The organism is Serratia sp. CY37869, assembly GCF_052168895.1.
Lineage (GTDB): Bacteria > Pseudomonadota > Gammaproteobacteria > Enterobacterales > Enterobacteriaceae > Serratia > Serratia ureilytica.
On record NZ_JBJNLU010000004.1, the window covers coordinates 533,899 to 557,871 of the forward strand.

Genomic DNA, 23,973 nt, shown 5'->3' on the forward strand with positions numbered 1-23,973 from the left:
CGCCCCACTCAGCGCTTGGCGGGCGGCGCAAATCAAATCATCAAAACGCCAAACGGCGCACTCAAACCTGAGGTTTGCACAGACGCTTATACTAGCCCAGCGGGCAATCGGCTGTCACAGGTAAAAATGGGAAGCGCTGCGCAAGGCGGGTTTGTAACGCGGTGAGATTGTTGTTCGCCTGCGGGCAACAACGCAAGTGGCCGCCCGGAGTGGTGGTGAAGCTATTGCTCGGGAGTGAGAGGCAAGGGAATGAAGTCCTGTACATTCCTTGATATAATGTCTTCAGCAAATTTGCGAACAGAGGTTGTCATGAGTAACAGCAAAAAAGTGCAGGTGGGTTATGCTAAGCCGTCCCGTACGGACATTGCGCGTTCCGTGGCGACATCAACGGCGGTTGAAACAGGTCAACCCTCAGCCAGAGTTGAAGCTTCTTTAGAAGAAGCGCGTAAAAAATTTGCTCATTTACGCCTTGCCTAATACCTTCTTAGTGCTTGACTGACCCAGTGTTTCATCGGTTCGTAGTTCATGTTCATACCTGAGTGAATCGCTGAGATATATTGGGCTCCGTTTTGTTCCCAGCTTTGATAATCCAACGATTTATGCCCGCCCTGAACCGCCATCACATCGGCCAACAGCCGTGACAAACGGCCATTCCCTTCTCTGAAGGGATGTATGAGTATCAGTTCAACATGGATTATTGCAATCGCTTCTATCAGCTGTTCTTCGCTCATGGCTGAGCAAGGTGTGTAACGAGCCAGGTATTCCACCTCGAAATCGTCCAGTAGTTTGGGCAATCGCGTCGAAGGGGCAAACATAAAGCCCCCTTTGCTGATATTGACAGTTCTTGCTTGTCCAGCCCATGCATAGATATTGCCTAACCAGCGGCGATGCCAGCCCTTGATCATCTCGACTGTGATTTTCCCTAACGGAAAATGCTGTTCGAAAACGGAATGGTAGAGCTGTTCCAGCAATACCAATTCGGCATCGTCGAGTTCATTGCTATCGGCAATACCCAGCTTGTTGGCTAGAACTTGCTCGCCGGATTCTTTCTCATATTGGCCTTCGCTGCTGGAAACATGGTATCGGCTCATGCTTACGCTCGGTAAATGAGGCGGGAGATAAGGCAAGTATAATCAGCGATACGCGGCGGAACAATTTAATTAAAATCAGGTTGTTAAGTTAGGATTAATCATAAGTATGATTAATGACATCGAAGTAAATAGTTTCAATTTATTGGATGTTAACGATACAACGCGAGTGGCCGCCCGCTGAGGCGGCGTAGAGGTTATTGCGCGGCGGTGAGAGGCAAGGGCAGTTGATAGATGCGGAAGCTGTCGGGCACTTCGGTTTCATGGCCGGGCAGCAGGCGGTGGCGGATGCGCGACTCGCTGACGAAGGCGCAGCCTTGTGGGGTGATAGTCAGGTTGACCGGCGACTCCATGCCTTCGCGCAAAACCTCAATCCGATGCATGCCGGTCGCTTTTGGCAACGCGATCCGCAGGATCCGCCCTTGGCCGCTCTGGATCCCGTTCTCCAGCACGATCAATGCGCCGTCCGGCGCCAATCCCATTCCGTCCGGGTTTTCAATCAGGCGCGGCAGCTGCATTTCCGTCAGCTGCGGCTTTGGATCGTGATAGCTGAGAGTGTAAAGCTTACCGGTGCCGAAATTGGCGACAGCCATCAGCCGATCGTCGAGCAGCACGATCCCGGCCGCGCCCAGCCCGCTCGGAGCCGCCAACCGCGCATCCTGAAACAGCGTACTGAATGCCGCTTCGCCCGGCCGCAGGCGCAGGATGCCGCCGCCTCGGGTTTCTGTCACGTACACCGTACCGTCTGTGCCGAGCACGATATCGTTGCCCATTTCCCCCGTCGGCAGCGCCAGGCTGCGGTTGAGCGTGCCATCGGCGACGTTCAGCGCATAGATGCGGTTGGCGCGCGATTTGCCGCCGGAAAGGAAGTCCGGCGAATTGCCCCATAGCAACCCGCGCCGTTCGTCCAGCCGCAGCGCGTTTGAGGCGAACACCGTGTCAGCGCCAGGGAAAAAGGTTTCCCACGCTTTACCCGGCCGCTTGCGCAGCACGTTGCCGCTGGTGATCAGCCCGACATACAGCGTGCCGTCCGCCGCGCGGGCGATGCCGTTGGGATAAAGCGCGCCGGGCGGCAGCGTCATGCTGCTTTCGGCGCAGTGGGTATTGGCGGCGGCCTGCGCCGGAGTGGTCAGGGGGAGTGCGGCGGCGAGGGTGAACAACGCTGCTCGCGCGGTAAGCACATATGACATGTTTCTCTCCTGGAATGACGGAAAAGGGGCTACCAGCGATCGGGGCGGGCAGCGTGCGCCATCGGCGCCTCCAGCGCGGCCACGTCTTGCGGCGATAAGCTGAGATTAAGCGCCGCTAGCGCATCCTGCAGATGGTGCGGCTTGGACATGCCCACCAGCGGTGACGCCACGCCGGGTTTGGCCAGCAGCCAGGCCAGCGCGATCTGCGCCGGTGGAACGCCGCGCGTGGCCGCCACCTCCGCTACCGCTGCGACGGTGCGTTCTACTTCGTTTCTGCCGCCGTACCAACGGGGCGCCTGTTCGTCGGTGGCGGCGCGCAGCGTGCCGGCGTTGCCGGAACCGGCCAGCACGCCGCGGGCCAGCGGCGACCAGGGCGTCAGGCTGAGCCCCTCCTCCAGACACAGGGGGATCAGCTCCTCTTCATCTTCACGCGTCACCAGGTTGTATTGGCCTTGCAGCGAAATAAACGGCGCCAGGCGGTGCTGACGCTGAAAGGCCAGCATTTTCATCAGGCGCCAGGCGTGCAGCGAGGAGGCGCCGAGATAGCGGATCTTGCCCGCCCGTACCAGGCCGTCGAGGGTGTCGGCGGTTTCTTCGATCGGCGTTTCGGTGTCGAAGCGGTGCAGCACAAACAGATCGAGGTAATCCGTCCCCAACCGCTGCAAAGAGGCGTCGACGCTGTGCAGCAGGTGCTTGCGCGACAGCCCTCGGCTGTTCGGCTGCGCGTCCATCGGAAAGTAGGCCTTGGTGGCGATCACCACGTCTTCGCGGCGTGCGAACGCCTTCAGGGCGCGGCCGAGAATGCGCTCGCTTTCTCCGCCGGAGTAAATGTTGGCGGTATCGAAAAAATTGATGCCCGCTTCCAGCGCTTCGCGGATAAAGGGGCGCGCTTCATCTTCCTTCAGCACCCAGGGGCGCCAGGCCGGATCGCCATAGGTCATGCAGCCCAGGCAGAGACGAGACACTTTCAGGCCGCTGTCGCCAAGCCGAACGTAGTTCATGGCATCGTCTCCTCAGCGCATGCCGGCGATGGTGTAACCGCCGTCCACCAGCAGGCTTTGGCCGGTGATGAAGCGGGCCTCGTCCGTCGCCAACCACAGCGCCACATCGCCGATGTCTTCCGATTCGCCCAGGCGGCCGGCGGGCGTATGGGCGATATCGCGCGCCGTGGCTTCGATCTCCGCCGCGCGCCGGCCGGCCAGCGCCACGTTGGCGCCTTCGCGGGCATAGGCCAGCGCGGCGGAGCGGCCGATGCCGGTGCCGCCGCCGCTCACCAGTACGACTTTGCCCGCCAGACGGCGCGGCGTTTCATGGGTTGGAGCTGTAGCATTAATCATCGCATCGATACCTGGTAATGGGTTCGATCGCAATGCTATGTTGTTAGATGACGGATAACTATCCGCTAAAAATTCATCTCACTATTAGATAATTTATATCAATAGCATGAAGAAACCCGAACTGTCCGGCCTGGCGGCCTTCGTGGCTATCGCCAGTGAACGCAGCTTCCGCCGCGCCGCCGCCCGATTGGGCGTGACGCCGCCGACGCTGACCCACACCCTGCGCGAACTTGAAGCGCAGGTGGGCATTCGCCTGCTGAACCGCACCACCCGTAACGTCTCGCCGACGGAGGCCGGAGAGCATCTGCTGGCGCAGCTGGTGCCGGCTTTTACCGACATCGACGCCGCGCTGGAGAGCCTGAATGCGTTTCGCGAAGGGCCACGCGGCCTGGTGCGTATCAACGCGCCGCGTTCGGCGATCGATCTCGCCATCGTGCCGCATCTGGGACGGCTGGCCAGCGAATACCCCGGCATTACGCTGGAAGTGGTGGCGGACGAGGGGTTCGCCAACATCGTCGAGCAAGGCTTTGACGCCGGCATCCGGCTCGGCGAGGATCTGCACAACGATATGCGCGCGGTGCGCCTGACGCCGGATCTGCGTTTTGCCATCGTCGCCACGCCGGATTACTTTCAACGGCACGGTGAACCGACGCACCCGCAGGATTTACTGCAGCATCGCTGCATCGGTTGGCGCAAAGCTTCTTCAGGCGAGCGCTACAAATGGGCCTTTCAGCAGGGGGAGCAGCGGTTTTCCGTGGCGGTCAACAGCCCGTTGATACTCGATGACGGCAGGATGATGGTGCAGGCGGCGCTGGCGAACGTCGGCATCGCTTTTGCCATCGAGCAGGAGGCAGAGGAATACCTGGCGAGCGGGCGGCTGCGGCGGGTGCTGGCCGATTGGTGCGCGCCGTTTCCCGGTTTTTACCTCTATTACCCCAACCGCAGAAACCATTCCGTGGCGCTGGCCACGGTGATTGAGTTGCTGCGTCTGCCCACGTAATCCTCTTCACCTGCCATCGCGTTCGGATGGCAGCAGGCGAATCAAGCTTGAACTATTTTTATTCCCTCGCCGTTTGTTCAGACGCAAATAAACCCTTAAATTCCCAGCGAGTTTATAACTTGCTGTTTATAATTGCTATTTGATTATTTATTACGAATATTCTGAGTTTTTATCGGTTATTTGAGAGCCCGGTCACACTATTTTTTTGTGCGAAATGTGAAGAGGGTCAATCCATCAGGTCAATGAGAGACGGTTCTGTCTCCTTCTGGCTTACCGATCCGTTTTTCATGCTCCGTATACTGTCTGTAACCAGGGCAACGTGACGGAAATTTTCATAAGGAATGTGCGTGAAGCAATCGTGATTGCATCTGGCATACAAATAACACCGGGTTTTTTTGATTATCTGAGGTGCTTGGTATGGAAAAGAAAAAAATCTATCTGTTTTGTTCTGCCGGTATGTCCACTTCCCTGTTGGTATCAAAAATGAAGGCGCAGGCCGAAAAATATGAAGTGCCGGTGATCATCGCCGCCTATCCGGAAGCGCTGGCCGCGGAGAAGGGGATTGAAGCGGATCTGATCCTGCTGGGGCCGCAGATCGCCTACACCCTGCCGGAAGTGCAGAAACAGTTGCCCAATAAACCTGTTGAAGTCATCGATCCGCTGCTGTACGGCAAGGTCGATGGGCTGGGCGTGCTGAAGGCCGCGGTGGCCGCCATCAAGAAAGCCAACCAATAACAGGAGGCCGCCGTGAATACCCTCATTGCCTCGCTCGAGAAGGTTATCCTGCCTTTCGCCGTAAAAATCGGTAAGCAGCCCCACGTCAACGCCATCAAAAACGGCTTTATCCGCCTGATGCCGCTGACCTTGACCGGGGCGATGTTCGTGTTGATCAACAACGTGTTCCTGAGCTTTGGCGAGGGATCGTTCTTCTATTCGCTGGGCGTGCGATTGGACGCCTCCACCATCGAGACGCTCAATAGCCTGAAGAGTATTGGCGGCAGCGTTTACAACGGTACGTTGGGGATCATGTCCCTGATGACGCCGTTCTTTATCAGCATGGCGCTGGCCGAAGAGCGCAAGGTCGATCCCCTGGCCTCGGCGTTGCTGGCGGTGGCGGCCTTCATGACCGTCACGCCGTTCAACGTCGGCGAGGCCTATGCGGTGGGCGCCAATTGGCTGGGCGGCGCCAACATCATTTCCGGTATGGTGATCGGGCTGGCGGTGGCTGAGATGTTTGCCTTCATCGTGCGGCGCAACTGGGTGATCAGCCTGCCGGACAGCGTGCCGGCTTCGGTGTCGCGCTCCTTCTCGGCGCTGATCCCCGGCTTCATCATCCTCTCCATCATGGGGCTGGTGGCGTTCGCGCTGGCGCACTGGGGCACTAACTTCCACCAGATCATCATGGACGGCATTTCGGCGCCGCTGGCCAAGATGGGCAGCGTAGTGGGCTGGGTATACGTGCTTTTCTCTTCGCTGCTGTGGTTCTTTGGGGTACACGGTTCCATGGCGCTGGCGGCGCTGGACAGCGGCATCATGACGCCTTTCGCGCTGGAAAATGTGGAGCTGTACAATAAATACGGTTCGGTCGAGGCGGCGGTGGCCGCCGGCAAAGAGTTCCACATGTGGGCGAAACCGTTCGTCGACTCTTATATTTACCTCGGCGGCACCGGTTCGACGCTGGGCCTGATCATCGCCATCTTCATCGCCTCGCGCCGCGAAGATTACCGCCAGGTCGCCAAACTAGCGACGCCATCCGGCATTTTCCAGATCAACGAACCTATCCTGTTCGGTTTGCCGGTGATCATGAACCCGGTGATGTTTATTCCGTTCATCCTGGTGCAGCCGGTGCTGACCCTCATCACCTCGCTGGCTTACTACTCCGGGCTGATCCCGCCGATCACTAACATCGCGCCCTGGACCATGCCGGTCGGCCTGGGAGCGTTCTTCAACACCAACGGCAGCATCATGGCCCTGTTGCTGAGCTTGTTCAACCTGGCGGTCGCCACCGTGATTTATCTGCCGTTCGTGGCGATTTCCAACAAGGCGCAAAGCCAGATCGATGCGGCGACGGAAAGCGAAGAAGACATCGCCAAGGCGCTGAAATTCTAACTGTGGAACGGGGCGGCGCGGTCGCCCCGCGAGGGACGCAAATATGGAATATCAATTTGCCGACGGGTTTTGGTGGGGCAGCGCCACCTCCGCGCCGCAGTCTGAAGGGGCGGCCGCGCGCGATGGCAAGAGCCGCAACATCTTTGACTATTGGTACGAGATCGCGCCCGAGCGCTTTCACGATCGGGTGGGGCCGGCCGAGGCCTCGACCTTTTATGACCATTTCCGCACCGATATCGGGCTGCTCAAAACGCTGGGCCACAATACCTTCAGAACCTCGATCTCGTGGTCACGGCTGATCCCGGACGGGGACGGCGAGGTGAACCCGCTGGCGGCGGCATTCTACAACGCGATGATCGACGAGCTGTTGGCGCAGGGCATCACCCCGTTTATCAATCTCTACCACTTCGATATGCCGCTGTGCATGCAGCAGCGCGGCGGCTGGGAAAGCCGGGCGGTGATCGACGCCTATGCGCGTTACGCCGACATCTGCTTCGGCCTGTTTGGCGATCGGGTTACCCACTGGTTCACCTTCAACGAGCCGATCGTGCCGGTAGAGGCCGGTTACCTGAATGACTTGCACTACCCTTGCGTGGTGGACTTCAAACGGGCGGTCACCGTGGCGTATCACAGCGTGCTGGCGCACGCCATGGCGGTGCAGCGTTTCAGAGCGCGGGGGCAGCCGGGGAGCATCGGCATCATTTTGAACCTGAGCCCAACCTATCCGCGCTCCGACGCGCCGGAGGATCTGCAGGCCGCACACGATGCCGATCTGCTGCTCAATCGCAGCTTTCTCGACCCGGTCGCCAAAGGGCGTTATCCGGCGGCGTTGCTGCATCTGTTGGCGCAGCATGGGCTGATGCCTTACTGCGAACCGCAGGACGCGCAACTGCTCGAAGGCGGCGTGGTGGATATCCTCGGCGTCAACTACTACCAGCCGCGCAGGGTGCAGGCGAAAGCGGGGCGCCGCGCCGGGGAGCCGATCGCGCTGCCGGAGGACTTGTTCAGTTACTATGCAATGCCGGGCCGCAAAATCAATCCGCATCGCGGCTGGGAGATCTATGAGAAGGGGTTGTACGACATTCTGATGGATCTAAAAGAGAACTACGGCAATCTGCCTTGTTATATTTCCGAAAACGGCATGGGCGTTGAGGGCGAAGAGGCGTTTATCGGCGCCGATGGGCGGGTGGAGGACGATTACCGCATCGAGTTTATTCGCGATCACCTGAAGTGGCTGCACCGCGCGCTGGCGGAAGGCTCGCAGTGCAAGGGCTATCATCTGTGGACCTTTATCGACTGCTGGTCCTGGCTGAACGCCTACAAGAATCGTTATGGGCTGGTGCGGCTGGATCGGGCGGAGCAGCGGCGCACCATCAAAAAAAGCGGCTACTGGTTTGCCGAGGCGGCCAGACGCAACGGATTTGACTAACGGGAGGCCGGGGCCGTGTCCGATAACCGAATTTCGCTGAGTGCGAACGACGTGAAGCTGATTCGCGAGCAGGATTTCTTTAACTGCAAAGACTTTCACCTGTTTATCTATAACAAGGTGGAAAGCGCCACCGGGCTGCATCAGCACGACTATTACGAATTCACCATCGTGCTGAGCGGCAAATGCTATCAGGAGATCAACGGCAAGCGGGTGCTGCTGGAACGCGGGGATTTCGTCTTTATCCCTATCGGCTCCTACCACCAGAGCTTTTACGAGTTCGGCGCGACGAAAATCTTCAACGTGGCGGTCAGCAAAGCGTTCTTTGAAGAGCACTATTTGCAGCAACTGCCGCGCTGCTTTGTCGCCTCGCAGGCCTACAGCCTGAGAAGCGAGTTTTTGGCCTATATCGAATCGGTGGTGAGTTCGCCGCAGTTTCGCGAGGACGATTTCGCCGAATTTCTCGAAACGCTGACCTTCTACGTGATCAGCCGTATTCGTCACTATAAAGAAGACACCGACGGCGGCGATGATATCCCGCAGTGGCTGAAGAACACCCTCGCCGGCATGCATGACAAGGCGATGTTCGGCGAGCGGGCGTTGGCGAACATGGTGGCGCTGTCGGGGAAAACTCAGGAGTACCTGACCCGGGCGATGCGGCGCTACTACCAGAAGACGCCGATGCAGGTGATCAATGAGATCCGCATCAACTTCGCCAAGACGCAGCTGGAGGTCACCAACTATTCGGTCTCCGACATCGCCTTTGATTCCGGCTATGGCGATGTCAGCCTGTTCATTAAAAACTTCAAGCGGCTCACCGACGTGACCCCAGGCAACTACCGAAAAAAGTGTTACGGCCCTCTTTAGGGCCGCTCCCGATCAGTATCAACGTCGATATGCCGATGAGCTTCAGGGCGCCGGTCGGTTAATCATTTGATTTTTATCTTAGCGAAGGGGAATGCCGCACCGGTCGGTCGGCCCTCCCTTGCCAAAAATTCATCCCGCGGGAGCCACTATGGAAAAACTACTGATCGTGAATGCCGACGATTTCGGTCTGAGCAAAGGACAGAACTATGGCGTTATCGAGGCGTATCAGCATGGCGTCGTTTCCTCCACCACGGCAATGGTGAACGGCGGCGGCGCGGAGCATGCTGCAGCGCTCAGCCGGCAATATCCCGGATTGCCGATCGGGCTGCACTTCGTTTTGACCCATGGCAGGCCGCTGGGCGCCATGCCTTCGCTGGTCAACGAGCGCGGCGAATTGGGCAAATGGCTGTGGCGCCGCGCCGAGGCCGGCGAGCTGCCGCTGGACGAGATTCAGGAAGAGCTGCAGCGCCAGTTCGCGCGGTTCGTGACGCTGTTCGGCAGGCCGCCGACGCACATTGACAGCCACCACCATGTGCATATGCAGCCGCAGATTTACCCGCTGGTGGAGGCGTTCGCGCTGGCGCATGATCTGCCGCTGCGCATCGATCGCGAAGAGGCGAAACGGCGCGACATTGCGTTGCAGACTCCCTGCAGCACCGACGCGTTTGACGCGGGATTCTACGGTGAAATGATTTCCGAAGCCTTGTTCTTGCAGCGGTTGGCGCGCGCCGACGAGCAGGGCGCCGAGTCATTGGAAATGATGTGCCACCCGGCCTTCCTCGACGCGACGATCCTGCAGAGCCAATACTGCCATCCGCGCCTCGCCGAGCTGGATGTGTTGACCGCGCCGACGCTGAAAGCGGCGATCGCCGAACGCGGTTTTCTGCTGGGCTCTTTCCGGGATCTGTAACGCAGTCATTTACAGCATGGCGTGCGCCTTTTTCAGACCGGTGTCTTCTTCCGGATCCGCCCCCTGAGCTGAGGGTTCCGCTTCCTGTTCTTCGGGCTGCGGCTCCTCGACATCGGGCGCCGCTTCCGGCGGCGGCATGGTGTCGTGAATGATCTGCTCATCGAAGGTTGGATTGAGCGCCGGTGACAGCGGCGAGCTGGCGAGGCTGTCCGGCAGCGCAATATGCGGCACCGGCGCGTCCTGCGCCAGCTGCGGTTCCTCTGCTTTGGCCGTCCGGCTCAGGGCTGCCAGCAGCACGCCGCACAGGGCGAAGAAGGCGTACAGAATATTGCCGCCAAGCGGCTCGATCAGCGCGCCGACCGCCAACGGCCCGATGCTGGCACCGACGCCGAACGCCATCAGCAGACAGGCGGCCAGCGAGACGCGGCGCTCCGGCTCGATCAGATCGTTGGCCAGCGCCACCGCCAGCGGGTAGAGCGTAAACTGCAGCATGCTGACGACGAATCCTACCGCCAGCAGCAGCGGAAAATCGATGTGCGGCAGCAGCGCCAGCGGCAGCGCCGCCACGATCAGCAGAATGGCGTTGAGGCGCATCAGCAAGGGGCGGTTATAGCGATCCGACAGCCAACTGAGCGGGAATTGCGCCACCAGCCCGGCGAAGATGGAGAGCGCCATGAACAGGCCGGTTTGCTGAGTGGTTAAGGACTGCAGGCTGGCGTAGACCGGCGCCAGCCCGTAAAACGAGCCCACGACCATACCGATCACCAGCGTGGTGGCCAGCACCTTGGGAATGGCGCCGACAAAATAACGCAGTTCCATCGGCGCCGGCGACATGTGGCGCGCATTGGTGCGGGTAGTCAGAGCGATCGGCACCAGACAGAGCGCGAAGCACAGCGCGATCACCAGCAGCGTGGCGATGCCCAGATTGCTTTGCAGCATCAGCACGATCTGGCCCAGCGACATGCCGAGATAGGTCGCCGCCATATAGAAGCCGAACACCATGCCGCGCTGGTTGGATTCCGCCTGGTCGTTCAACCAGCTCTCCAGCACCATGTACTGACACATCATGCATAGGCCGATCACCAGGCGCAGCGCGACCCAGGCGGGAATGAACTCCGTCAGGCCGTGGCCCAGCACCGCGGCGGTGATGATGCCGGCGCAGGCCACGTAGGCGCGGATATGCCCGACGCGGGCGATGAGAAAGTGGCCGACCTTGCCGCCGATCACCAGCCCGATGTAGTTGGCGGCGATGATGGCGCCGATCAGCGCGCTGCTGACGTGAATGGAGGTCAGCCGCAGCGAGACGTAGGTAGTGAGCAGGCCTGAGCCCAACAGCAGCAGCAGGGTGGTGGTGTACAACGGCAAAAATACGCCCAACGTTTTTTTCACTCTATCATCCTAATCTCTTCTGGTGCGCCCTGAGGCCGCCGCCGCAGCGTGCCGCCTCCGTGATGTTCCTTGTGCTGGTGCGCCGCCGCTCGATGGGGCGCTTCTTTTGATACTAGCAGCTTGGCCGGGCGCTTAAAACCGCACCTCCTGCGAGGCGCTGCGCATTTCTGCGCGCCAGCCGCCGCGCCGCCTTGATAAATGTTACTATCGGGCGCATATACCTGAATTCGCGAGGGAGGGGTTATGAGTCAAAACCAACTGCGCCGGCTCAGCGTGCTGGCAGGGGAAAAACTGAAGGCGCAGGGCCGCTGGATCACCTGCGCGGAATCCTGCACCGGCGGCGGCATCGCCAAGGCCATTACCGATGTCGCGGGCAGCTCCGCCTATTTCGATCGCGGATTCGTGACCTACAGCAATGCGGCGAAGCATGACCTGCTGGGAGTGAGTGAAGCGACGTTGGCGGCGCATGGCGCGGTCAGCGAAGAGGTGGTGCGCGAGATGGCCATAGGGGCGCTGCGGGCGGCGCAGGCCGATCTGGCGCTGTCGGTGAGCGGCATCGCCGGCCCGGACGGCGGCAGCGCGGAAAAGCCGGTCGGCACCGTGTGGTTCGGCTTCGCCAGCAGCGATGGCCGGGGGCTGTCGCGCAAGATGCAATTCGAGGGCGACCGCGATGCGGTGCGGCTGCAGGCGACGATTTTCGCGCTGCAAACCGCCATCGACGAATTTTTGTAAATTAGGCTTGATACTGTATGACCATACAGTATAATTAGTGACATTTCCTGCACAACATACATTCAGTGGCAGTGTGGGGTAACACCGGCATTGCGAAACGAAGGAGCAAAAATGGCTATTGATGAGAACAAGCAAAAGGCGTTAGCTGCGGCACTGGGCCAGATTGAGAAACAGTTCGGCAAAGGCTCCATCATGCGCCTGGGTGAAGACCGCTCCATGGACGTGGAAACCATCTCCACCGGCTCACTGTCACTCGATATCGCTCTGGGCGCCGGCGGCCTGCCGATGGGCCGCATCGTCGAAATCTACGGCCCGGAATCGTCCGGTAAAACCACCCTGACGCTGCAGGTGATCGCCGCCGCGCAGCGCGAAGGCAAAACCTGTGCGTTCATCGATGCCGAGCACGCGCTGGATCCTATCTATGCGAAGAAGCTGGGCGTCGATATCGACAACCTGCTGTGCTCCCAGCCGGACACCGGCGAGCAGGCTCTGGAAATCTGTGATGCGCTGACCCGTTCCGGCGCGGTTGACGTCATCATCGTCGATTCCGTGGCGGCGTTGACGCCGAAGGCGGAAATCGAAGGTGAAATCGGCGATTCGCACATGGGGTTGGCGGCGCGCATGATGAGCCAGGCGATGCGTAAGCTGGCCGGCAACCTGAAAAATGCCAATACCCTGCTGATCTTCATCAACCAGATCCGTATGAAAATTGGTGTGATGTTCGGCAACCCGGAAACCACTACCGGTGGTAACGCTCTGAAGTTCTATGCTTCGGTGCGTCTGGATATCCGTCGTATCGGCGCCATCAAAGAGGGCGACGAAGTGGTGGGCAGCGAAACCCGCGTGAAAGTGGTGAAAAACAAAATCGCTGCGCCGTTCAAACAGGCTGAGTTCCAAATCATGTACGGCGAAGGCATCAACAGCCGTGGCGAGCTGGTCGATCTGGGCGTGAAGCACAAGATGATCGAAAAAGCCGGCGCCTGGTACAGCTATAACGGCGAGAAGATCGGTCAGGGCAAGGCGAACGCCTGTAACTTCCTGAAAGAAAACCCGGCTATCGCCGCCGAGCTGGATAAGAAACTGCGCGACCTGCTGCTGCACAGCGGCGGTGAGCTGGTGGCTGCCTCCGGTGACGACTTCGAAGATGACGAAGCGGAAACCAGCGAGCAGTTTTAATCGCTGAAGATGTGCGCCGCCGTTTATGTGGTGCACATCCCCTGAATTCAGGCTTGAATGATGAATGACTTGCTAAGCCGCGCCATGCGCCTGCTGTCGCAACGCGATCATAGTGAAGCTGAACTGCGCCGCAAACTTGCGGCGCAGCCGTTTGTGGCGAAAGCCCGGTTTGGCGGCAAGGGGCCGCATGCGCCGACATCGTCGCCGCCGGTAGCCGAAGAGCCGGTAGATCCCGCGCTGATCGATCAGGTTATCGTCTACTGTTACCAGCACAACTGGCTGGACGATAAGCGTTTCGCCCACAGCTACATCGGCAGCCGCAGCCGCAAAGGTTATGGCGCGCAGCGCATCCGCAGCGAACTGATGCAAAAAGGCGTGGATAAAGCGCTGGTGCAGGACGCGTTGGCGGAATGCGATATCGACTGGTGCGAACAGGCGAAACAGGTGGCGCAGCGAAAATTTGGCGATGCGTTGCCAACCGACTGGAAAGAGAAAGCCAAAGTGCAGCGTTATCTGCTCTATCGCGGCTTCTTCCAAGAAGAAATTCAGTCAATTTACCGTGATTTTGCGCAATGAGCGCACACGGGGTTTTACTTCCCTCTGAAGAAAATTTATCTTATCCCCACTTTTTGTTCGTGAGCTGGTTGTCATCGTCGGGATGACGCGTCACCGGCTCACGTGTCGTTATTCTAGCCTTTCCAGGAAAATTATGAGCAAGAGCACCGCTGAGATCCGTCAAGCGTTTCTCGATTTCTTTCATAGTAAGGGTCATCAGGTTGTAGCAAGCAGCTCCCTGGTGCCTAACAATGATCCGACATTGCTGTTTACCAATGCCGGCATGAACCAATTTAAGGATGTTTTCCTGGGGCTCGACAAACGCGCCTATTCCCGCGCCACCACCTCGCAGCGCTGCGTGCGCGCAGGCGGCAAGCATAACGACCTGGAAAACGTCGGTTATACCGCTCGTCACCACACCTTCTTTGAAATGCTGGGCAACTTCAGCTTCGGCGATTACTTCAAGCACGATGCTATCAGCTACGCGTGGGAACTGCTGACCGGTGAAAACTGGTTCAACCTGCCGAAAGAGAGACTGTGGGTCACCGTGTATGAAACCGATGACGAAGCATTCGACATCTGGCAGAAGCAAATCGGCGTACCGGCCGAGCGCATTATCCGCATCGGCGATAACAAGGGCGCGCCTTTCGCTTCAGATAACTTCTGGCAGATGGGTGATACCGGGCCATGCGGCCCGTGCACCGAGATTTTCTACGATCACGGCGATCACATCTGGGGCGGCCCTCCGGGCAGCCCGGAAGAAGACGGCGACCGCTACATCGAGATCTGGAACATCGTTTTCATGCAGTTCAACCGTCAGTCCGACGGCACCATGCTGCCGCTGCCGAAACCTTCGGTGGATACCGGTATGGGTCTGGAGCGTATTGCGGCGGTGTTGCAGCATGTGAACTCCAACTATGAGATCGATCTGTTCCGCACCCTGATCGCTGCCGTGGCGAAAGTGACCGGCGCGACCGATCTGGATAACAAATCCCTGCGCGTTATCGCCGACCACATTCGTTCCTGCGCCTTCCTGGTGTCGGACGGCGTGATCCCGTCTAACGAAAACCGCGGCTACGTGCTGCGCCGCATCATTCGTCGCGCGATCCGTCATGGCAACATGCTGGGCGCGAAAGACACCTTCTTCTACAAGCTGGTGGCGCCGCTGATCGAAGTGATGGGCCCGGCGGCCGACGAGCTGAAACGCCAGCAATCGCTGGTGGAGCAGGTGCTGAAAACCGAAGAAGAACAGTTTGCCCGCACGCTGGAGCGTGGCCTGGCGCTGTTGGACGAAGAGCTGGCCAAGCTGCAGGGCGATACCCTGGACGGCGAGACCGCTTTTCGTCTGTACGACACCTACGGCTTCCCGGTGGATCTGACCGCAGACGTCTGCCGCGAGCGCGGTCTGAAAGTCGACGAAGCGGGCTTTGAAGAAGCGATGGAAGCGCAGCGCCGCCGCGCGCGCGAATCCAGCGGTTTCGGCGCCGACTACAACAGCCTGATCCGTGTGGACGGCAGCAGCCAGTTCAGCGGCTATGATCATGACGAGCAGCAGGCGACGGTGATCGCGCTGTTCCGTGACGGCCAGCCGGTCGAGCAGATCAACGCCGGCGAAGAGGCGGTGGTGGTGCTGGACGAGACGCCGTTCTACGGTGAATCCGGCGGCCAGGTCGGCGATAAAGGCGTGCTGAAAGCCGCCGGCGCCGAGTTTGTGGTCAACGACACCCAGAAATACGGTCAGGCTATCGGCCATCAAGGCAAGCTGGCGCAAGGTTCGCTGAAGCTGAACGATCGCGTGGACGCGCAGATCGACACTGAGCGCCGCAACAGCATCCGTCTGAACCACTCCGCGACCCACCTGCTACACGCCGCGCTGCGCCAAACGTTGGGCGAGCACGTTGCGCAGAAAGGCTCTCTGGTTAACGACAAATACCTGCGCTTCGACTTCTCGCATTTTGAAGCGATGAAGCCGGAACAAATTCGTGCGGTGGAAGATCTGGTTAACCAGCAGGTGCGTCGTAACCTGCCGGTGCAGACCGAGCTGATGGCGTTGGAAGACGCGAAAGAGAAGGGCGCAATGGCGCTGTTCGGTGAGAAGTACGACGACAACGTGCGCGTGCTGACTATGGGCGACTTCTCCACCGAGCTGTGCGGCGGCACCCACGCCAGCCGCACCGGCGATATCGGCCTGTTCCGCATTCTGAGCGAATCGGGCACCGCGGCGGGCATCCGCCGTATTGAAGCGGTGACCGGCGCTGGCGCTATCGCTACGCTGCATCAGCAAAGCGATTTGTTGCAAGACGTTGCTCAATTGGTGAAGGGCGACAGCAACAACCTGACCGATAAAGTGCGCTCGGTGCTCGATCGCACGCGCGTGCTGGAAAAAGAACTGCAGCAACTGAAAGATCAGCAGGCGGCGCAGGAAAGCGCGTCGCTGTCCAGCCAGGCGAAAGTGGTTAACGGCGTGAAGCTGTTGGTCAGCCAGTTGGACAATGTCGAAGCCAAAATGCTGCGCACCATGGTGGATGACCTGAAAAATCAATTGGGTTCGGCCATTATCGTGTTGGCGACGACGGCTGATGACAAAGTCAGCCTGGTCGCAGGCGTGACCAAGGATCTGACTGACCGCGTGAAAGCCGGCGAGTTGATCGGCAACGTGGCGCAGCAGGTCGGCGGCAAGGGCGGTGGTCGCCCTGATATGGCGATGGCGGGGGGGACGGATATCAACGCCCTGCCAGCGGCGTTAAACAGCGTAGAAGCCTGGGTGGCCTCAAAGCTGTGAACATAAATAAATAGCACGGACAAACGCCATAATACTTTGTTGATTATGGCGTTTTCATACTGTGCTAACACAATTTAGTTACAATTGCGGGAACAAAGTTTTTCTGGTCGGCTAAACTTACCATTATCTGAGGTGGGACCAAGTCTGCTTACACTTATTGTGGATTGCGCGGCTTACGTTTTCACCACATATGATGGATAATGACGGGGAAACTGAGAGACCCGACTCTTTTAATCTTTCAAGGAGCAAAGAATGTTAATTCTGACTCGTCGAGTTGGTGAAACCCTCATGATTGGCGATGAGGTTACGGTCACTGTGCTAGGGGTAAAAGGCAACCAGGTGCGTATTGGTGTGAACGCCCCCAAAGAGGTTTCAGTTCACCGTGAAGAAATCTATCAGCGCATTCAGGCAGAGAAGTCTCAGCAGACGACTTACTGATTCCGAAGCAGCGTCTCGTTGCCAGACGAGACGCTACTGCATCGTTTTACCCACTTCTTTCGTTCTCCCCTCTCTTTTTCGTGATTATTTTCCCGGTTAGTTTCCTGCTTTATTGCTGCAGACGTTGCGGTTGCCTGTTGATAAAACGCCCTTTTTGCCGTGAAATCGCCCATGTTGGGTGCGAATTGTGCAAACGCGCATGAGTTGGGAAAAATTGTTTGACTTAAAAGTCGGAGAAAGTAATATGTGCGCCACGCAGTGCCGATGAGCTTCTCCAAAGCAAGTTAGGCACAATTCGAAAGAAGCGTATGGTGAGGTGGCCGAGAGGCTGAAGGCGCTCCCCTGCTAAGGGAGTATGCGGTCAAAAGCTGCATCCGGGGTTCGAATCCCCGCCTCACCGCCATTTGCATCCGTAGCTCAGCTGGATAGAGTACTCGGCTACGAACCGAGCGGTCGGAGGTTCGAATCCTCCCGGATGCACCATATTTTGCAGTATGGTGGGGTAGTAACAACGTACCATACGGTATCAAAAAAGAATTCCTGTGCATCCGTAGCTCAGCTGGATAGAGTACTCGGCTACGAACCGAGCGGTCGGAGGTTCGAATCCTCCCGGATGCACCATTCTTAATCTCACTCGTCGCGAAGAGAAATCTTCAAGCGGGTGGAAGAAAAGAAAGTGTTACCAGGGAGGATAACGTTGCTTAAGCAACGGCCCGCAGGGTGAGGCGCTAGCGCCGAATCATCCTCCCGGATGCACCATTCTTCAAGTCTGGCTTTATTAGCAAAGCCGGCACGCGGTAAAAATAGTAATGCATCCGTAGCTCAGCTGGATAGAGTACTCGGCTACGAACCGAGCGGTCGGAGGTTCGAATCCTCCCGGATGCACCATCTAAGAGAAGCCCGCCTTAGCGGGTTTTTGCTTTTCTGTTATTCGTGAAACAGGCAAGCGGCAAAAACAGTCATGCATCCGTAGCTCAGCTGGATAGAGTACTCGGCTACGAACCGAGCGGTCGGAGGTTCGAATCCTCCCGGATGCACCATGTTTAACCTCCCGTATCGCGAAGAGAAATCGTCATGCGGGTGGTAAAAAGAAAGTGTCCTTGGGGAGGATAACGTTGCTTTAGCAACGGCCCGCAGGGTGAGGCGTTGGCGCCGAATCATCCTCCCGGATGCACCATCTAAGAGAAACCCGCTTTGGCGGGTTTTTCGCTTTTCAGCATTTAGCCATTCTCTCTTCACCCCTTTCCTTCTTTGCATCCGATCGATCACAGCACATTCCGCTATGACGCAGTCAGCGACAACCCAACGGCTTTACGCTAAAGTAGTTTTCTTTCCTCAACGATCATGGAGTAACGATGTACGACCGCTATCAGGGTCTTATTTTCGACATGGACGGCACGATTCTGGACACTGAGCCAACGCACCGTAAAGCGTGGCGCGAAGTGCTGTCCCGTTATGGCATGACGTTTGATGAAGCGGCCATGGTGGCGCTGAGCGGTTCACCGACCTGGCGCATCGCTCAGGCGATTATCGCCAGCCATCAGGCCGATCTCGATCCCCATCACCTGGCGGCGGAGAAAACGCGCGCGGTGGAAGCGATGCTGCTGGATAGCGTGCGTCCATTGCCATTGATCGAGGTGGTGAAGTCCTATCACGGCCGCCGTCCGATGGCGGTCGGCACCGGCAGCGAGCACCGCATGGCGGAAATGCTGCTGCGTCATCTCGGCCTGTTCAACTGCTTCGACGCGATCGTCGGTGCGGACGACGTGCAGCGCCATAAACCGGAGCCGGATACCTTCCTGCGCTGTGCCGAACTGATCGGCGTGCCGCCGGAAAAATGCGTGGTGTTTGAAGACGCCGAGTTTGGCATTCAGGCGGCGAAAAATGCCGGCATGGCTGTGGTAGACGTTCGTACGCTGTGAGTAGTACGCTAGCCGTAATATCGTTATTTGGCAGCAGCTTCCTCAGTGCGACGCTGCTGCCGGGAAATTCAGAAATCGTTCTGGTCGCCTTGCTGACCCAGAGTCGCGTCTCGCCGGAGTTGCTGGTGCTGGCCGCGACCCTGGGCAACACTCTTGGCGGGTTGACCAATGTCATTATCGGGCGCCTGTTACCGGCGTTGAAACCACAGCGAGGGTTGGCAACGGCGCTCGGGTGGTTGCAGCGCTTTGGCCCGGCTGCGCTGTTGCTCAGCTGGGTGCCGGTAGTGGGCGATTTGTTGTGCGTGTTGGCAGGTTGGCTGCGCATGCCCTGGGGCTCTGTCGCGCTGTTTCTGTGTATCGGAAAGGCGCTGCGTTACATCGTTTTGGCTATGATAACGGTACAGGGCATCGCCTGGTGGCAGTAACCAAGTGAATATAACTCAATATTCTCTCGGGTGCGGATTCAGTATGCTTACGAGTTATTGTTTTTAGAAGCGGGAGGTCAATTTGATCCCGGACGTATCACAGGCGCTTTCTTGGTTGGAAGCCCATCCCCAGGCATTAAAAGGCATTCGTCGCGGCATCGAGCGTGAAACGCTGCGAGTCACGCCGAACGGCACCTTGGCGACCACCGGGCATCCGGAAAAGCTGGGGGCGGCATTGACGCACCACTGGATCACCACGGATTTCGCCGAGGCGCTGTTAGAGTTCATTACGCCGGTTGATGACAATATCGATCACTTGCTGACGTTCCTGCGCGATATTCATCGCTACGTGGCGCGCAACATTGGCGATGAGCGCATGTGGCCGCTCAGCATGCCGTGCTTTATCGAAGCCGAGCAGGACATCGAGCTGGCGCAGTTCGGTTCGTCGAACATCGGCCGCATGAAGACGCTGTACCGTGAAGGGCTGAAGAATCGCTATGGCGCGCTGATGCAGACCATTTCCGGCGTGCACTACAACTTCTCGCTGCCGCTGGAATTTTGGCAGGCCTGGGCCGGCGTGCAGGACGCAGAAAGCGGTAAAGAGCAGATCTCGGCCGGTTATTTCCGCCTGATCCGCAACTATTACCGTTTCGGCTGGGTGATCCCGTATCTGTTCGGCGCATCGCCGGCCATTTGTTCTTCGTTCCTCAAAGGGCGCGAGACCAATCTGCCGTTCGAGCGCACCGAGCAGGGGATGTGCTACCTGCCGTACGCCACTTCGCTGCGCCTGAGCGACTTGGGTTATACCAATAAATCGCAGAGTAATCTGGGCATCACCTTCAACGATCTGCACAGCTATGTGGCCGGTTTGAAGCGGGCGATCGCCACGCCTTCCGAAGAGTTCGCCAAGCTGGGCGTGAAAGAGGGCGATCGCTACCTGCAGCTGAACAGCAACGTTCTGCAAATCGAGAACGAGCTGTATGCGCCGATCCGGCCAAAGCGCGTGACCCAAAGCGGCGAGACGCCGTCGGACGCGCTGCTGCGCGGCGGTATCGAATACATTGAAGTGCGTTCGCTGGACATCAACCCATTCTCGCCGATCGGCGTGGATGCGGTGCAGGCGCGTTTCCTGGATCTGTTCCTGGTGTGGTGCGCGCTGGCGGATGCACCGGAGATGAGCAGCGATGAGCTGCTGTGCACGCGCAAGAACTGGAACCGGGTGATCCTCGAAGGGCGCAAGCCGGGCCAGACCATCGGCATCGGCTGTGGCGCCAGCCATGAGCCGCTGGAGAAAGTCGGCAAGGCGCTGTTCGCCGATCTGCGCCGGGTGGCGGAAGTGCTGGACGGCGAAGCCGGCGATCGTCAATACCAGCAGGTGTGCGATGAGCTGGTCGCCGCGTTTGACGATCCCGAGTTGACCTTCTCCGCGCGCATTCTCAAGGCCATGAAGGCGGAAGGCACCGGGCGCGTCGGTTTGCAGCTGGCGGAGCAGTATCGCCAGACATTGCTGGAAGAACCGTTGGAAATCCTGAACGAAGCCGAGCTGGATAAAGAGCGAGAAGCCTCGTGGCAGCGTCAACGCGACATAGAAGCCAATGATACGCTAAGCTTTGAAGCGTTCCTGAAGCAAAACGGCGGAAGCTGAAAAAGAAAAAGGCCACATCAATGTGGCCAAATATGCATCTCTGATGACAGGGATGATGATAACAAATGCGCGTCTTTCACATACTCAGACTCGCAGGGTTGGAAAAGGTTTCCCGGTTAGGAAAAAAAGTTTCGAAATAAATGCTCTTTTACGAGGAGGTAGCGAAATGCCATTGCTGGATAGCTTTACCGTCGATCATACCCGTATGGCAGCTCCGGCTGTCCGCGTTGCAAAAACCATGAAAACGCCTCATGGCGATACCATCACGGTGTTTGATCTGCGCTTTTGCCGCCCGAACCTGGAAGTGATGCCCGAGCGCGGCATTCACACGCTGGAGCACCTGTTCGCCGGCTTTATGCGTGACCACCTGAACGGCCAGGGCGTGGAAATTATCGACATCTCCCCGATGGGCTGTCGCACCGGTTTCTACATGAGCCTGATCGGCGTGCCGGAAGAGCAGCGCGTTGCCGATGCCTGGAAAGCGGCGATGGCCGACGTGCTGAAAGTGACCGACCAGCGCAAGATCCCTGAGCTTAACGAGTACCAGTGCGGCACCTACCATATGCACTCGCTGGAAGAAGCGCAGGAAATCGCCAAGCACATTCTGGATCACGGCGTGGTGGTGAACCACAACGACGAGCTGGCGCTGCCGAAAGAGAAGCTGCAGGAACTGCATATCTAGTCGTGCGTGGCCCGCAAAATAAAAAAAGACGCGATTTCGCGTCTTTTTTACGTTCTGGCCGAGGACTAATGATGGCCGACGCTGGACTGCAGCGAGGTGATCGGCGTGACCCGCACCTGTTTAATCATGTTGCCCTGCACGTCGAGGATGTCGATATCGTAATGACCGATGCGCACCCGGGTGCCGATTTCGGGGATCTCTTCCAGCTCTTCCAGCAGCATGCCGTTGACGGTGCGAGCCTCGTTGGCCGGCAAGGTCCAGTTGAAGGCCTTGTTCAGCTCGCGCACGTTGGCGGTGCCGTCGATCAAGACCGAACCGTCGCTCTGCGGCGTGACTTCTTCCGCCAGCGTGGGTGACATCGAGGTGGTGAAATCGCCCACGATCTCCTCGAGGATGTCTTCCACCGTGACCAGGCCCTGAATGTCGCCGTACTCGTCGACCACGATGCCGACCTTCTCTTTGTTGCGCTGGAATTTCACCAGCTGCACGTTGAGCGGCGTGCCTTCCGGAACGAAATAGATCTCATCGGCGGCGCGCAGCAGGTTCTCTTTGTTGAACTCTTTTTTCTCGGTCATCAGGCGGTAGGCTTCGCGCACGCGCAGCATGCCGATCGCATCGTCCAGCGAGCTGCGATACAGCACGATGCGGCCGTGCGGCGAGTGGGTAAGCTGGCGCATGATCGACTTCCAGTCGTCGTTGACGTCGATGCCGACGATCTCGGTGCGCGGCACCATGATGTCGTTGACCGTCACCTTTTCCAGATCCAGCACCGAGATCAGCATGTCCTGATTGCGGCGGGAGATCTGCGACTGGGATTCGCGCACGATGGTGCGCAGCTCATCCTTGCTGACGGCGTCGCTGATGCGCACGTTGGTGCGAATGCCGAACAGGCGCAAGGTCAGGCTGGTGATGCCGTTGAGCAGCCAGACCAGCGGGAACATCACCTTTTGCAACGGGGCCAGCAGGACGCTGCTGGGGAAGGCGATGCGTTCCGGATAGAGTGCGGCGAAGGTCTTCGGCAGCACTTCGGCGAACAGCAGCACGGCGAAAGTCAGTATGCCGGTCGCAATCGCCACGCCGAGATCGCCATACAGCCGCATGCCGACGATGGTCGCCAGCGCCGAAGCGAGGATGTTGACCAGGTTGTTGCCGATCAGCACCAGGCCGATCAGCCGATCCGGTTTTTGCAGCAGCTTCTCGACCCGACGCGCCGAGCGGTTGCCCTGTTTGGACAGGTGACGCAGGCGATAACGGTTGAGCGTCATCATGCCGGTTTCGGAGGCGGAGAAGTAAGCGGAGACCACGATCATGATCACCAGGATAATGATGAGGGTCCCCGTCGACACATGCTCCAATGCAGTATTCCTTATAGAGAGGGAGAATTGAGCCAGGCTGGCCTAGCGCACCATCACCTGCTGAATCAGACGGCTGCCGAAGTAGGCAAGCGTCAGCAGGAAGGCGCCGGCGAAGCTGAACCAGACGACGCGGCGGCCGCGCCAGCCCTCATGGTAGTGGCCCCACAACAGCACGATATACACGAACCAGGCCATGATCGACAGCACGGCTTTATGCACGTTCTCTTTGCTGAACAGATTATCCATGTACAGCAGGCCGGTGCACAGAGTGAGCGTCAGCAGCACCACGCCGATCTGGGTGATATGGAACATCTTGCGCTCAATGCTCATCAGCGGCGGCATGTCGGCGCTGAAGGTCAGCTTCTTGTTTTTCAACAGGTAGTCGAGCCAGGCGAGCTGCAAGGCATAGAGCGCGGCGATGATCAGGGTGGCGTAAGAGAACAGCGCCAGGCCGATATGCACCATCAGTTCCGGGCTGGCCTCCAGGTGAGTGATGAACTCGCCGGGCATAAAGCTGGCGAAGGCCAGGTTGATCATCGCAAAGCTGTAGACGATTGGCAGCAGGAACCAGCCGCGATCGCGCGAAGCGACGAAGGTCATCACCGAGCAGATGATCAGGCTGACGATGGAACCAATGTTCAGCAGGCTGAGATTCTGCCCGGCGCTGACGTCAAAGATGCGCTGCTGCAGCGCGATGGCGTGGCAAATCAGCGCCACCACCGCCGAGACGAGGGCAAGCCGACGGTATGCGCTGTTCTTCCGCAACAAACTGGGAATGATCAGTCCAAGGCTGAGCAGGTAGGCCATCAAAGCCACAATGGAGAAAACTGGCATAGCGTTTAATTTTGCTTCGGCGTGGTTAATTGGAGTGTCAGTATAACGTTGCGCGCGTTTCACTCCAACCTATCTCCAACGCTGAGGCAGAGATCCTGCTCGCTTCGTGTT

General features: G+C 58.4%; 24 protein-coding genes and 5 tRNA genes. 21 read left to right on the forward strand and 8 right to left on the reverse strand.

Going from position 1 to position 23,973, the window contains the following annotated elements:
* The first annotated feature begins 309 nt into the window (after nucleotides 1–309).
* The gene (locus ACJ8J1_RS21180; RefSeq protein WP_162882342.1) at nucleotides 310–477 is read left to right on the forward strand and encodes a hypothetical protein; all 168 of its coding nucleotides are present in this window, start codon (nucleotides 310–312) and stop codon (nucleotides 475–477) included.
* On the opposite strand, the gene ACJ8J1_RS21185 is transcribed toward ACJ8J1_RS21180, so the two are convergent.
* The 4 genes from ACJ8J1_RS21185 to ACJ8J1_RS21200 form a co-directional block, all read right to left on the reverse strand.
* On the reverse strand, nucleotides 474–1,091 hold the full coding sequence (locus tag ACJ8J1_RS21185; protein WP_033641892.1) for a Fic/DOC family protein: 618 nt from the start codon (nucleotides 1,089–1,091) through the stop codon (nucleotides 474–476). The two genes, ACJ8J1_RS21180 and ACJ8J1_RS21185, sit on opposite strands and share 4 nt — an antisense overlap.
* A gap of 194 nt (nucleotides 1,092–1,285) precedes the next feature.
* Nucleotides 1,286–2,278 carry a Vgb family protein gene (locus ACJ8J1_RS21190; protein ID WP_226886047.1) on the reverse strand — a complete coding sequence of 331 codons (993 nt, stop codon included), beginning with the start codon at nucleotides 2,276–2,278 and terminating at the stop codon, nucleotides 1,286–1,288.
* Nucleotides 2,279–2,307: 29 nt separating this feature from the next.
* On the reverse strand, nucleotides 2,308–3,279 hold the full coding sequence (locus ACJ8J1_RS21195; protein ID WP_033641894.1) for an aldo/keto reductase: 972 nt from the start codon (nucleotides 3,277–3,279) through the stop codon (nucleotides 2,308–2,310).
* A gap of 12 nt (nucleotides 3,280–3,291) precedes the next feature.
* On the reverse strand, nucleotides 3,292–3,615 hold the full coding sequence (locus ACJ8J1_RS21200; protein WP_033641895.1) for an SDR family oxidoreductase: 324 nt from the start codon (nucleotides 3,613–3,615) through the stop codon (nucleotides 3,292–3,294).
* Nucleotides 3,616–3,721: 106 nt separating this feature from the next.
* Between ACJ8J1_RS21200 and ACJ8J1_RS21205 the strand changes: the two genes are divergently transcribed.
* From ACJ8J1_RS21205 to chbG, 6 genes are all read left to right on the forward strand, one after another.
* Nucleotides 3,722–4,615, forward strand: coding sequence for a LysR family transcriptional regulator (locus ACJ8J1_RS21205; protein WP_033641897.1), 894 nt, complete (start codon nucleotides 3,722–3,724; stop codon nucleotides 4,613–4,615).
* Between the two features lie 417 nt (nucleotides 4,616–5,032).
* Nucleotides 5,033–5,350 (forward strand): PTS sugar transporter subunit IIB, encoded by a 318-nt coding sequence (locus ACJ8J1_RS21210; protein ID WP_033641898.1) that lies wholly within the window; start codon nucleotides 5,033–5,035, stop codon nucleotides 5,348–5,350.
* A gap of 12 nt (nucleotides 5,351–5,362) precedes the next feature.
* Nucleotides 5,363–6,724: a PTS N,N'-diacetylchitobiose transporter subunit IIC gene (gene chbC, locus ACJ8J1_RS21215; protein WP_033641899.1), complete on the forward strand. Its 1,362-nt coding sequence runs from the start codon at nucleotides 5,363–5,365 to the stop codon at nucleotides 6,722–6,724.
* A gap of 43 nt (nucleotides 6,725–6,767) precedes the next feature.
* Nucleotides 6,768–8,153, forward strand: coding sequence for a glycoside hydrolase family 1 protein (locus ACJ8J1_RS21220; protein WP_033641901.1), 1,386 nt, complete (start codon nucleotides 6,768–6,770; stop codon nucleotides 8,151–8,153).
* 15 nt (nucleotides 8,154–8,168) lie between these two features.
* Nucleotides 8,169–9,017 carry a transcriptional regulator ChbR gene (gene chbR / locus ACJ8J1_RS21225; protein WP_004932550.1) on the forward strand — a complete coding sequence of 283 codons (849 nt, stop codon included), beginning with the start codon at nucleotides 8,169–8,171 and terminating at the stop codon, nucleotides 9,015–9,017.
* A gap of 148 nt (nucleotides 9,018–9,165) precedes the next feature.
* On the forward strand, nucleotides 9,166–9,927 hold the full coding sequence (gene chbG / locus ACJ8J1_RS21230) for a chitin disaccharide deacetylase (protein ID WP_033641902.1): 762 nt from the start codon (nucleotides 9,166–9,168) through the stop codon (nucleotides 9,925–9,927).
* 9 nt (nucleotides 9,928–9,936) lie between these two features.
* On the opposite strand, the gene ACJ8J1_RS21235 is transcribed toward chbG, so the two are convergent.
* Nucleotides 9,937–11,316: an MFS transporter gene (locus ACJ8J1_RS21235; protein ID WP_033641904.1), complete on the reverse strand. Its 1,380-nt coding sequence runs from the start codon at nucleotides 11,314–11,316 to the stop codon at nucleotides 9,937–9,939.
* Nucleotides 11,317–11,559: 243 nt separating this feature from the next.
* Between ACJ8J1_RS21235 and pncC the strand changes: the two genes are divergently transcribed.
* The 3 genes from pncC (at nucleotide 11,560) to recX (ending at nucleotide 13,800) form a co-directional block, all read left to right on the forward strand.
* Complete coding sequence (gene pncC / locus ACJ8J1_RS21240) at nucleotides 11,560–12,048, forward strand: nicotinamide-nucleotide amidase (RefSeq protein WP_033641905.1); 489 nt, start codon at nucleotides 11,560–11,562, stop codon at nucleotides 12,046–12,048.
* Nucleotides 12,049–12,159: 111 nt separating this feature from the next.
* Entirely contained in the window at nucleotides 12,160–13,224 is a 1,065-nt protein-coding gene (gene recA, locus ACJ8J1_RS21245; protein ID WP_004932541.1) for a recombinase RecA, read from the forward strand.
* A gap of 60 nt (nucleotides 13,225–13,284) precedes the next feature.
* Complete coding sequence (gene recX, locus ACJ8J1_RS21250) at nucleotides 13,285–13,800, forward strand: recombination regulator RecX (protein ID WP_033641906.1); 516 nt, start codon at nucleotides 13,285–13,287, stop codon at nucleotides 13,798–13,800.
* 40 nt (nucleotides 13,801–13,840) lie between these two features.
* On the opposite strand, the gene ACJ8J1_RS21255 is transcribed toward recX, so the two are convergent.
* On the reverse strand, nucleotides 13,841–13,984 hold the full coding sequence (locus ACJ8J1_RS21255; protein ID WP_162091232.1) for a hypothetical protein: 144 nt from the start codon (nucleotides 13,982–13,984) through the stop codon (nucleotides 13,841–13,843).
* Here ACJ8J1_RS21255 and alaS point away from each other — a divergent pair.
* The 11 genes from alaS to luxS all read left to right on the forward strand — a co-directional run bounded on the left by alaS (nucleotide 13,934) and on the right by luxS (nucleotide 21,673).
* The gene (gene alaS, locus ACJ8J1_RS21260) at nucleotides 13,934–16,561 is read left to right on the forward strand and encodes an alanine--tRNA ligase (protein WP_033641907.1); all 2,628 of its coding nucleotides are present in this window, start codon (nucleotides 13,934–13,936) and stop codon (nucleotides 16,559–16,561) included. The two genes, ACJ8J1_RS21255 and alaS, sit on opposite strands and share 51 nt — an antisense overlap.
* 252 nt (nucleotides 16,562–16,813) lie before the next feature.
* Nucleotides 16,814–16,999 (forward strand): carbon storage regulator CsrA, encoded by a 186-nt coding sequence (gene csrA / locus ACJ8J1_RS21265; protein WP_004091602.1) that lies wholly within the window; start codon nucleotides 16,814–16,816, stop codon nucleotides 16,997–16,999.
* A 310-nt stretch (nucleotides 17,000–17,309) separates the two neighbouring features.
* Nucleotides 17,310–17,402: transfer RNA gene (locus ACJ8J1_RS21270), tRNA-Ser, on the forward strand.
* Nucleotides 17,403–17,405: 3 nt separating this feature from the next.
* Nucleotides 17,406–17,482 (forward strand) — tRNA-Arg (locus tag ACJ8J1_RS21275).
* A gap of 61 nt (nucleotides 17,483–17,543) precedes the next feature.
* A tRNA-Arg gene (locus ACJ8J1_RS21280) sits at nucleotides 17,544–17,620 on the forward strand.
* A gap of 190 nt (nucleotides 17,621–17,810) precedes the next feature.
* A tRNA-Arg gene (locus ACJ8J1_RS21285) sits at nucleotides 17,811–17,887 on the forward strand.
* A gap of 75 nt (nucleotides 17,888–17,962) precedes the next feature.
* Nucleotides 17,963–18,039: transfer RNA gene (locus ACJ8J1_RS21290), tRNA-Arg, on the forward strand.
* A gap of 315 nt (nucleotides 18,040–18,354) precedes the next feature.
* Complete coding sequence (yqaB, locus tag ACJ8J1_RS21295) at nucleotides 18,355–18,921, forward strand: fructose-1-phosphate/6-phosphogluconate phosphatase (protein WP_033641908.1); 567 nt, start codon at nucleotides 18,355–18,357, stop codon at nucleotides 18,919–18,921.
* Nucleotides 18,918–19,346: a YqaA family protein gene (locus ACJ8J1_RS21300; RefSeq protein WP_004932520.1), complete on the forward strand. Its 429-nt coding sequence runs from the start codon at nucleotides 18,918–18,920 to the stop codon at nucleotides 19,344–19,346. Before yqaB ends, ACJ8J1_RS21300 begins: the two co-directional genes overlap by 4 nt.
* 82 nt (nucleotides 19,347–19,428) lie before the next feature.
* Nucleotides 19,429–20,991 (forward strand): glutamate--cysteine ligase, encoded by a 1,563-nt coding sequence (gshA, locus tag ACJ8J1_RS21305; RefSeq protein ID WP_033641909.1) that lies wholly within the window; start codon nucleotides 19,429–19,431, stop codon nucleotides 20,989–20,991.
* A gap of 166 nt (nucleotides 20,992–21,157) precedes the next feature.
* Nucleotides 21,158–21,673: an S-ribosylhomocysteine lyase gene (luxS, locus tag ACJ8J1_RS21310; RefSeq protein WP_033641910.1), complete on the forward strand. Its 516-nt coding sequence runs from the start codon at nucleotides 21,158–21,160 to the stop codon at nucleotides 21,671–21,673.
* Between the two features lie 65 nt (nucleotides 21,674–21,738).
* Here luxS and ACJ8J1_RS21315 read toward each other — a convergent pair whose 3' ends face one another.
* Both ACJ8J1_RS21315 and ACJ8J1_RS21320 read right to left on the reverse strand, forming a co-directional pair.
* Nucleotides 21,739–23,028, reverse strand: a complete 1,290-nt coding sequence (locus ACJ8J1_RS21315; RefSeq protein WP_016929024.1) for an HlyC/CorC family transporter — start codon at nucleotides 23,026–23,028, stop codon at nucleotides 21,739–21,741.
* A 42-nt stretch (nucleotides 23,029–23,070) separates the two neighbouring features.
* Nucleotides 23,071–23,862 carry a cytochrome C assembly family protein gene (locus tag ACJ8J1_RS21320; RefSeq protein WP_004932506.1) on the reverse strand — a complete coding sequence of 264 codons (792 nt, stop codon included), beginning with the start codon at nucleotides 23,860–23,862 and terminating at the stop codon, nucleotides 23,071–23,073.
* Nucleotides 23,863–23,973 lie beyond the last annotated feature (111 nt).

Excerpts from the sequence above, each read along its gene's own strand:
- luxS (WP_033641910.1), top strand. The coding sequence starts at position 21,158 with ATGCCATTGCTGGATAGCTTTACCGTCGATCATACCCGTATGGCAGCT.
- ACJ8J1_RS21210 (WP_033641898.1), top strand. The coding sequence starts at position 5,033 with ATGGAAAAGAAAAAAATCTATCTGTTTTGTTCTGCCGGTATGTCCACT.
- yqaB (WP_033641908.1), top strand. The coding sequence starts at position 18,355 with ATGTACGACCGCTATCAGGGTCTTATTTTCGACATGGACGGCACGATT.
- chbG (WP_033641902.1), top strand. The coding sequence starts at position 9,166 with ATGGAAAAACTACTGATCGTGAATGCCGACGATTTCGGTCTGAGCAAA.
- ACJ8J1_RS21190 (WP_226886047.1), bottom strand. The coding sequence starts at position 2,278 with ATGTCATATGTGCTTACCGCGCGAGCAGCGTTGTTCACCCTCGCCGCC.
- alaS (WP_033641907.1), top strand. The coding sequence starts at position 13,934 with ATGAGCAAGAGCACCGCTGAGATCCGTCAAGCGTTTCTCGATTTCTTT.
- recX (WP_033641906.1), top strand. The coding sequence starts at position 13,285 with ATGAATGACTTGCTAAGCCGCGCCATGCGCCTGCTGTCGCAACGCGAT.
- pncC (WP_033641905.1), top strand. The coding sequence starts at position 11,560 with ATGAGTCAAAACCAACTGCGCCGGCTCAGCGTGCTGGCAGGGGAAAAA.
- ACJ8J1_RS21205 (WP_033641897.1), top strand. The coding sequence starts at position 3,722 with ATGAAGAAACCCGAACTGTCCGGCCTGGCGGCCTTCGTGGCTATCGCC.
- ACJ8J1_RS21195 (WP_033641894.1), bottom strand. The coding sequence starts at position 3,279 with ATGAACTACGTTCGGCTTGGCGACAGCGGCCTGAAAGTGTCTCGTCTC.
- csrA (WP_004091602.1), top strand. The coding sequence starts at position 16,814 with ATGTTAATTCTGACTCGTCGAGTTGGTGAAACCCTCATGATTGGCGAT.
- ACJ8J1_RS21200 (WP_033641895.1), bottom strand. The coding sequence starts at position 3,615 with ATGATTAATGCTACAGCTCCAACCCATGAAACGCCGCGCCGTCTGGCG.
- ACJ8J1_RS21220 (WP_033641901.1), top strand. The coding sequence starts at position 6,768 with ATGGAATATCAATTTGCCGACGGGTTTTGGTGGGGCAGCGCCACCTCC.
- recA (WP_004932541.1), top strand. The coding sequence starts at position 12,160 with ATGGCTATTGATGAGAACAAGCAAAAGGCGTTAGCTGCGGCACTGGGC.
- ACJ8J1_RS21180 (WP_162882342.1), top strand. The coding sequence starts at position 310 with ATGAGTAACAGCAAAAAAGTGCAGGTGGGTTATGCTAAGCCGTCCCGT.
- ACJ8J1_RS21255 (WP_162091232.1), bottom strand. The coding sequence starts at position 13,984 with ATGAAAGAAATCGAGAAACGCTTGACGGATCTCAGCGGTGCTCTTGCT.
- ACJ8J1_RS21185 (WP_033641892.1), bottom strand. The coding sequence starts at position 1,091 with ATGAGCCGATACCATGTTTCCAGCAGCGAAGGCCAATATGAGAAAGAA.
- ACJ8J1_RS21320 (WP_004932506.1), bottom strand. The coding sequence starts at position 23,862 with ATGCCAGTTTTCTCCATTGTGGCTTTGATGGCCTACCTGCTCAGCCTT.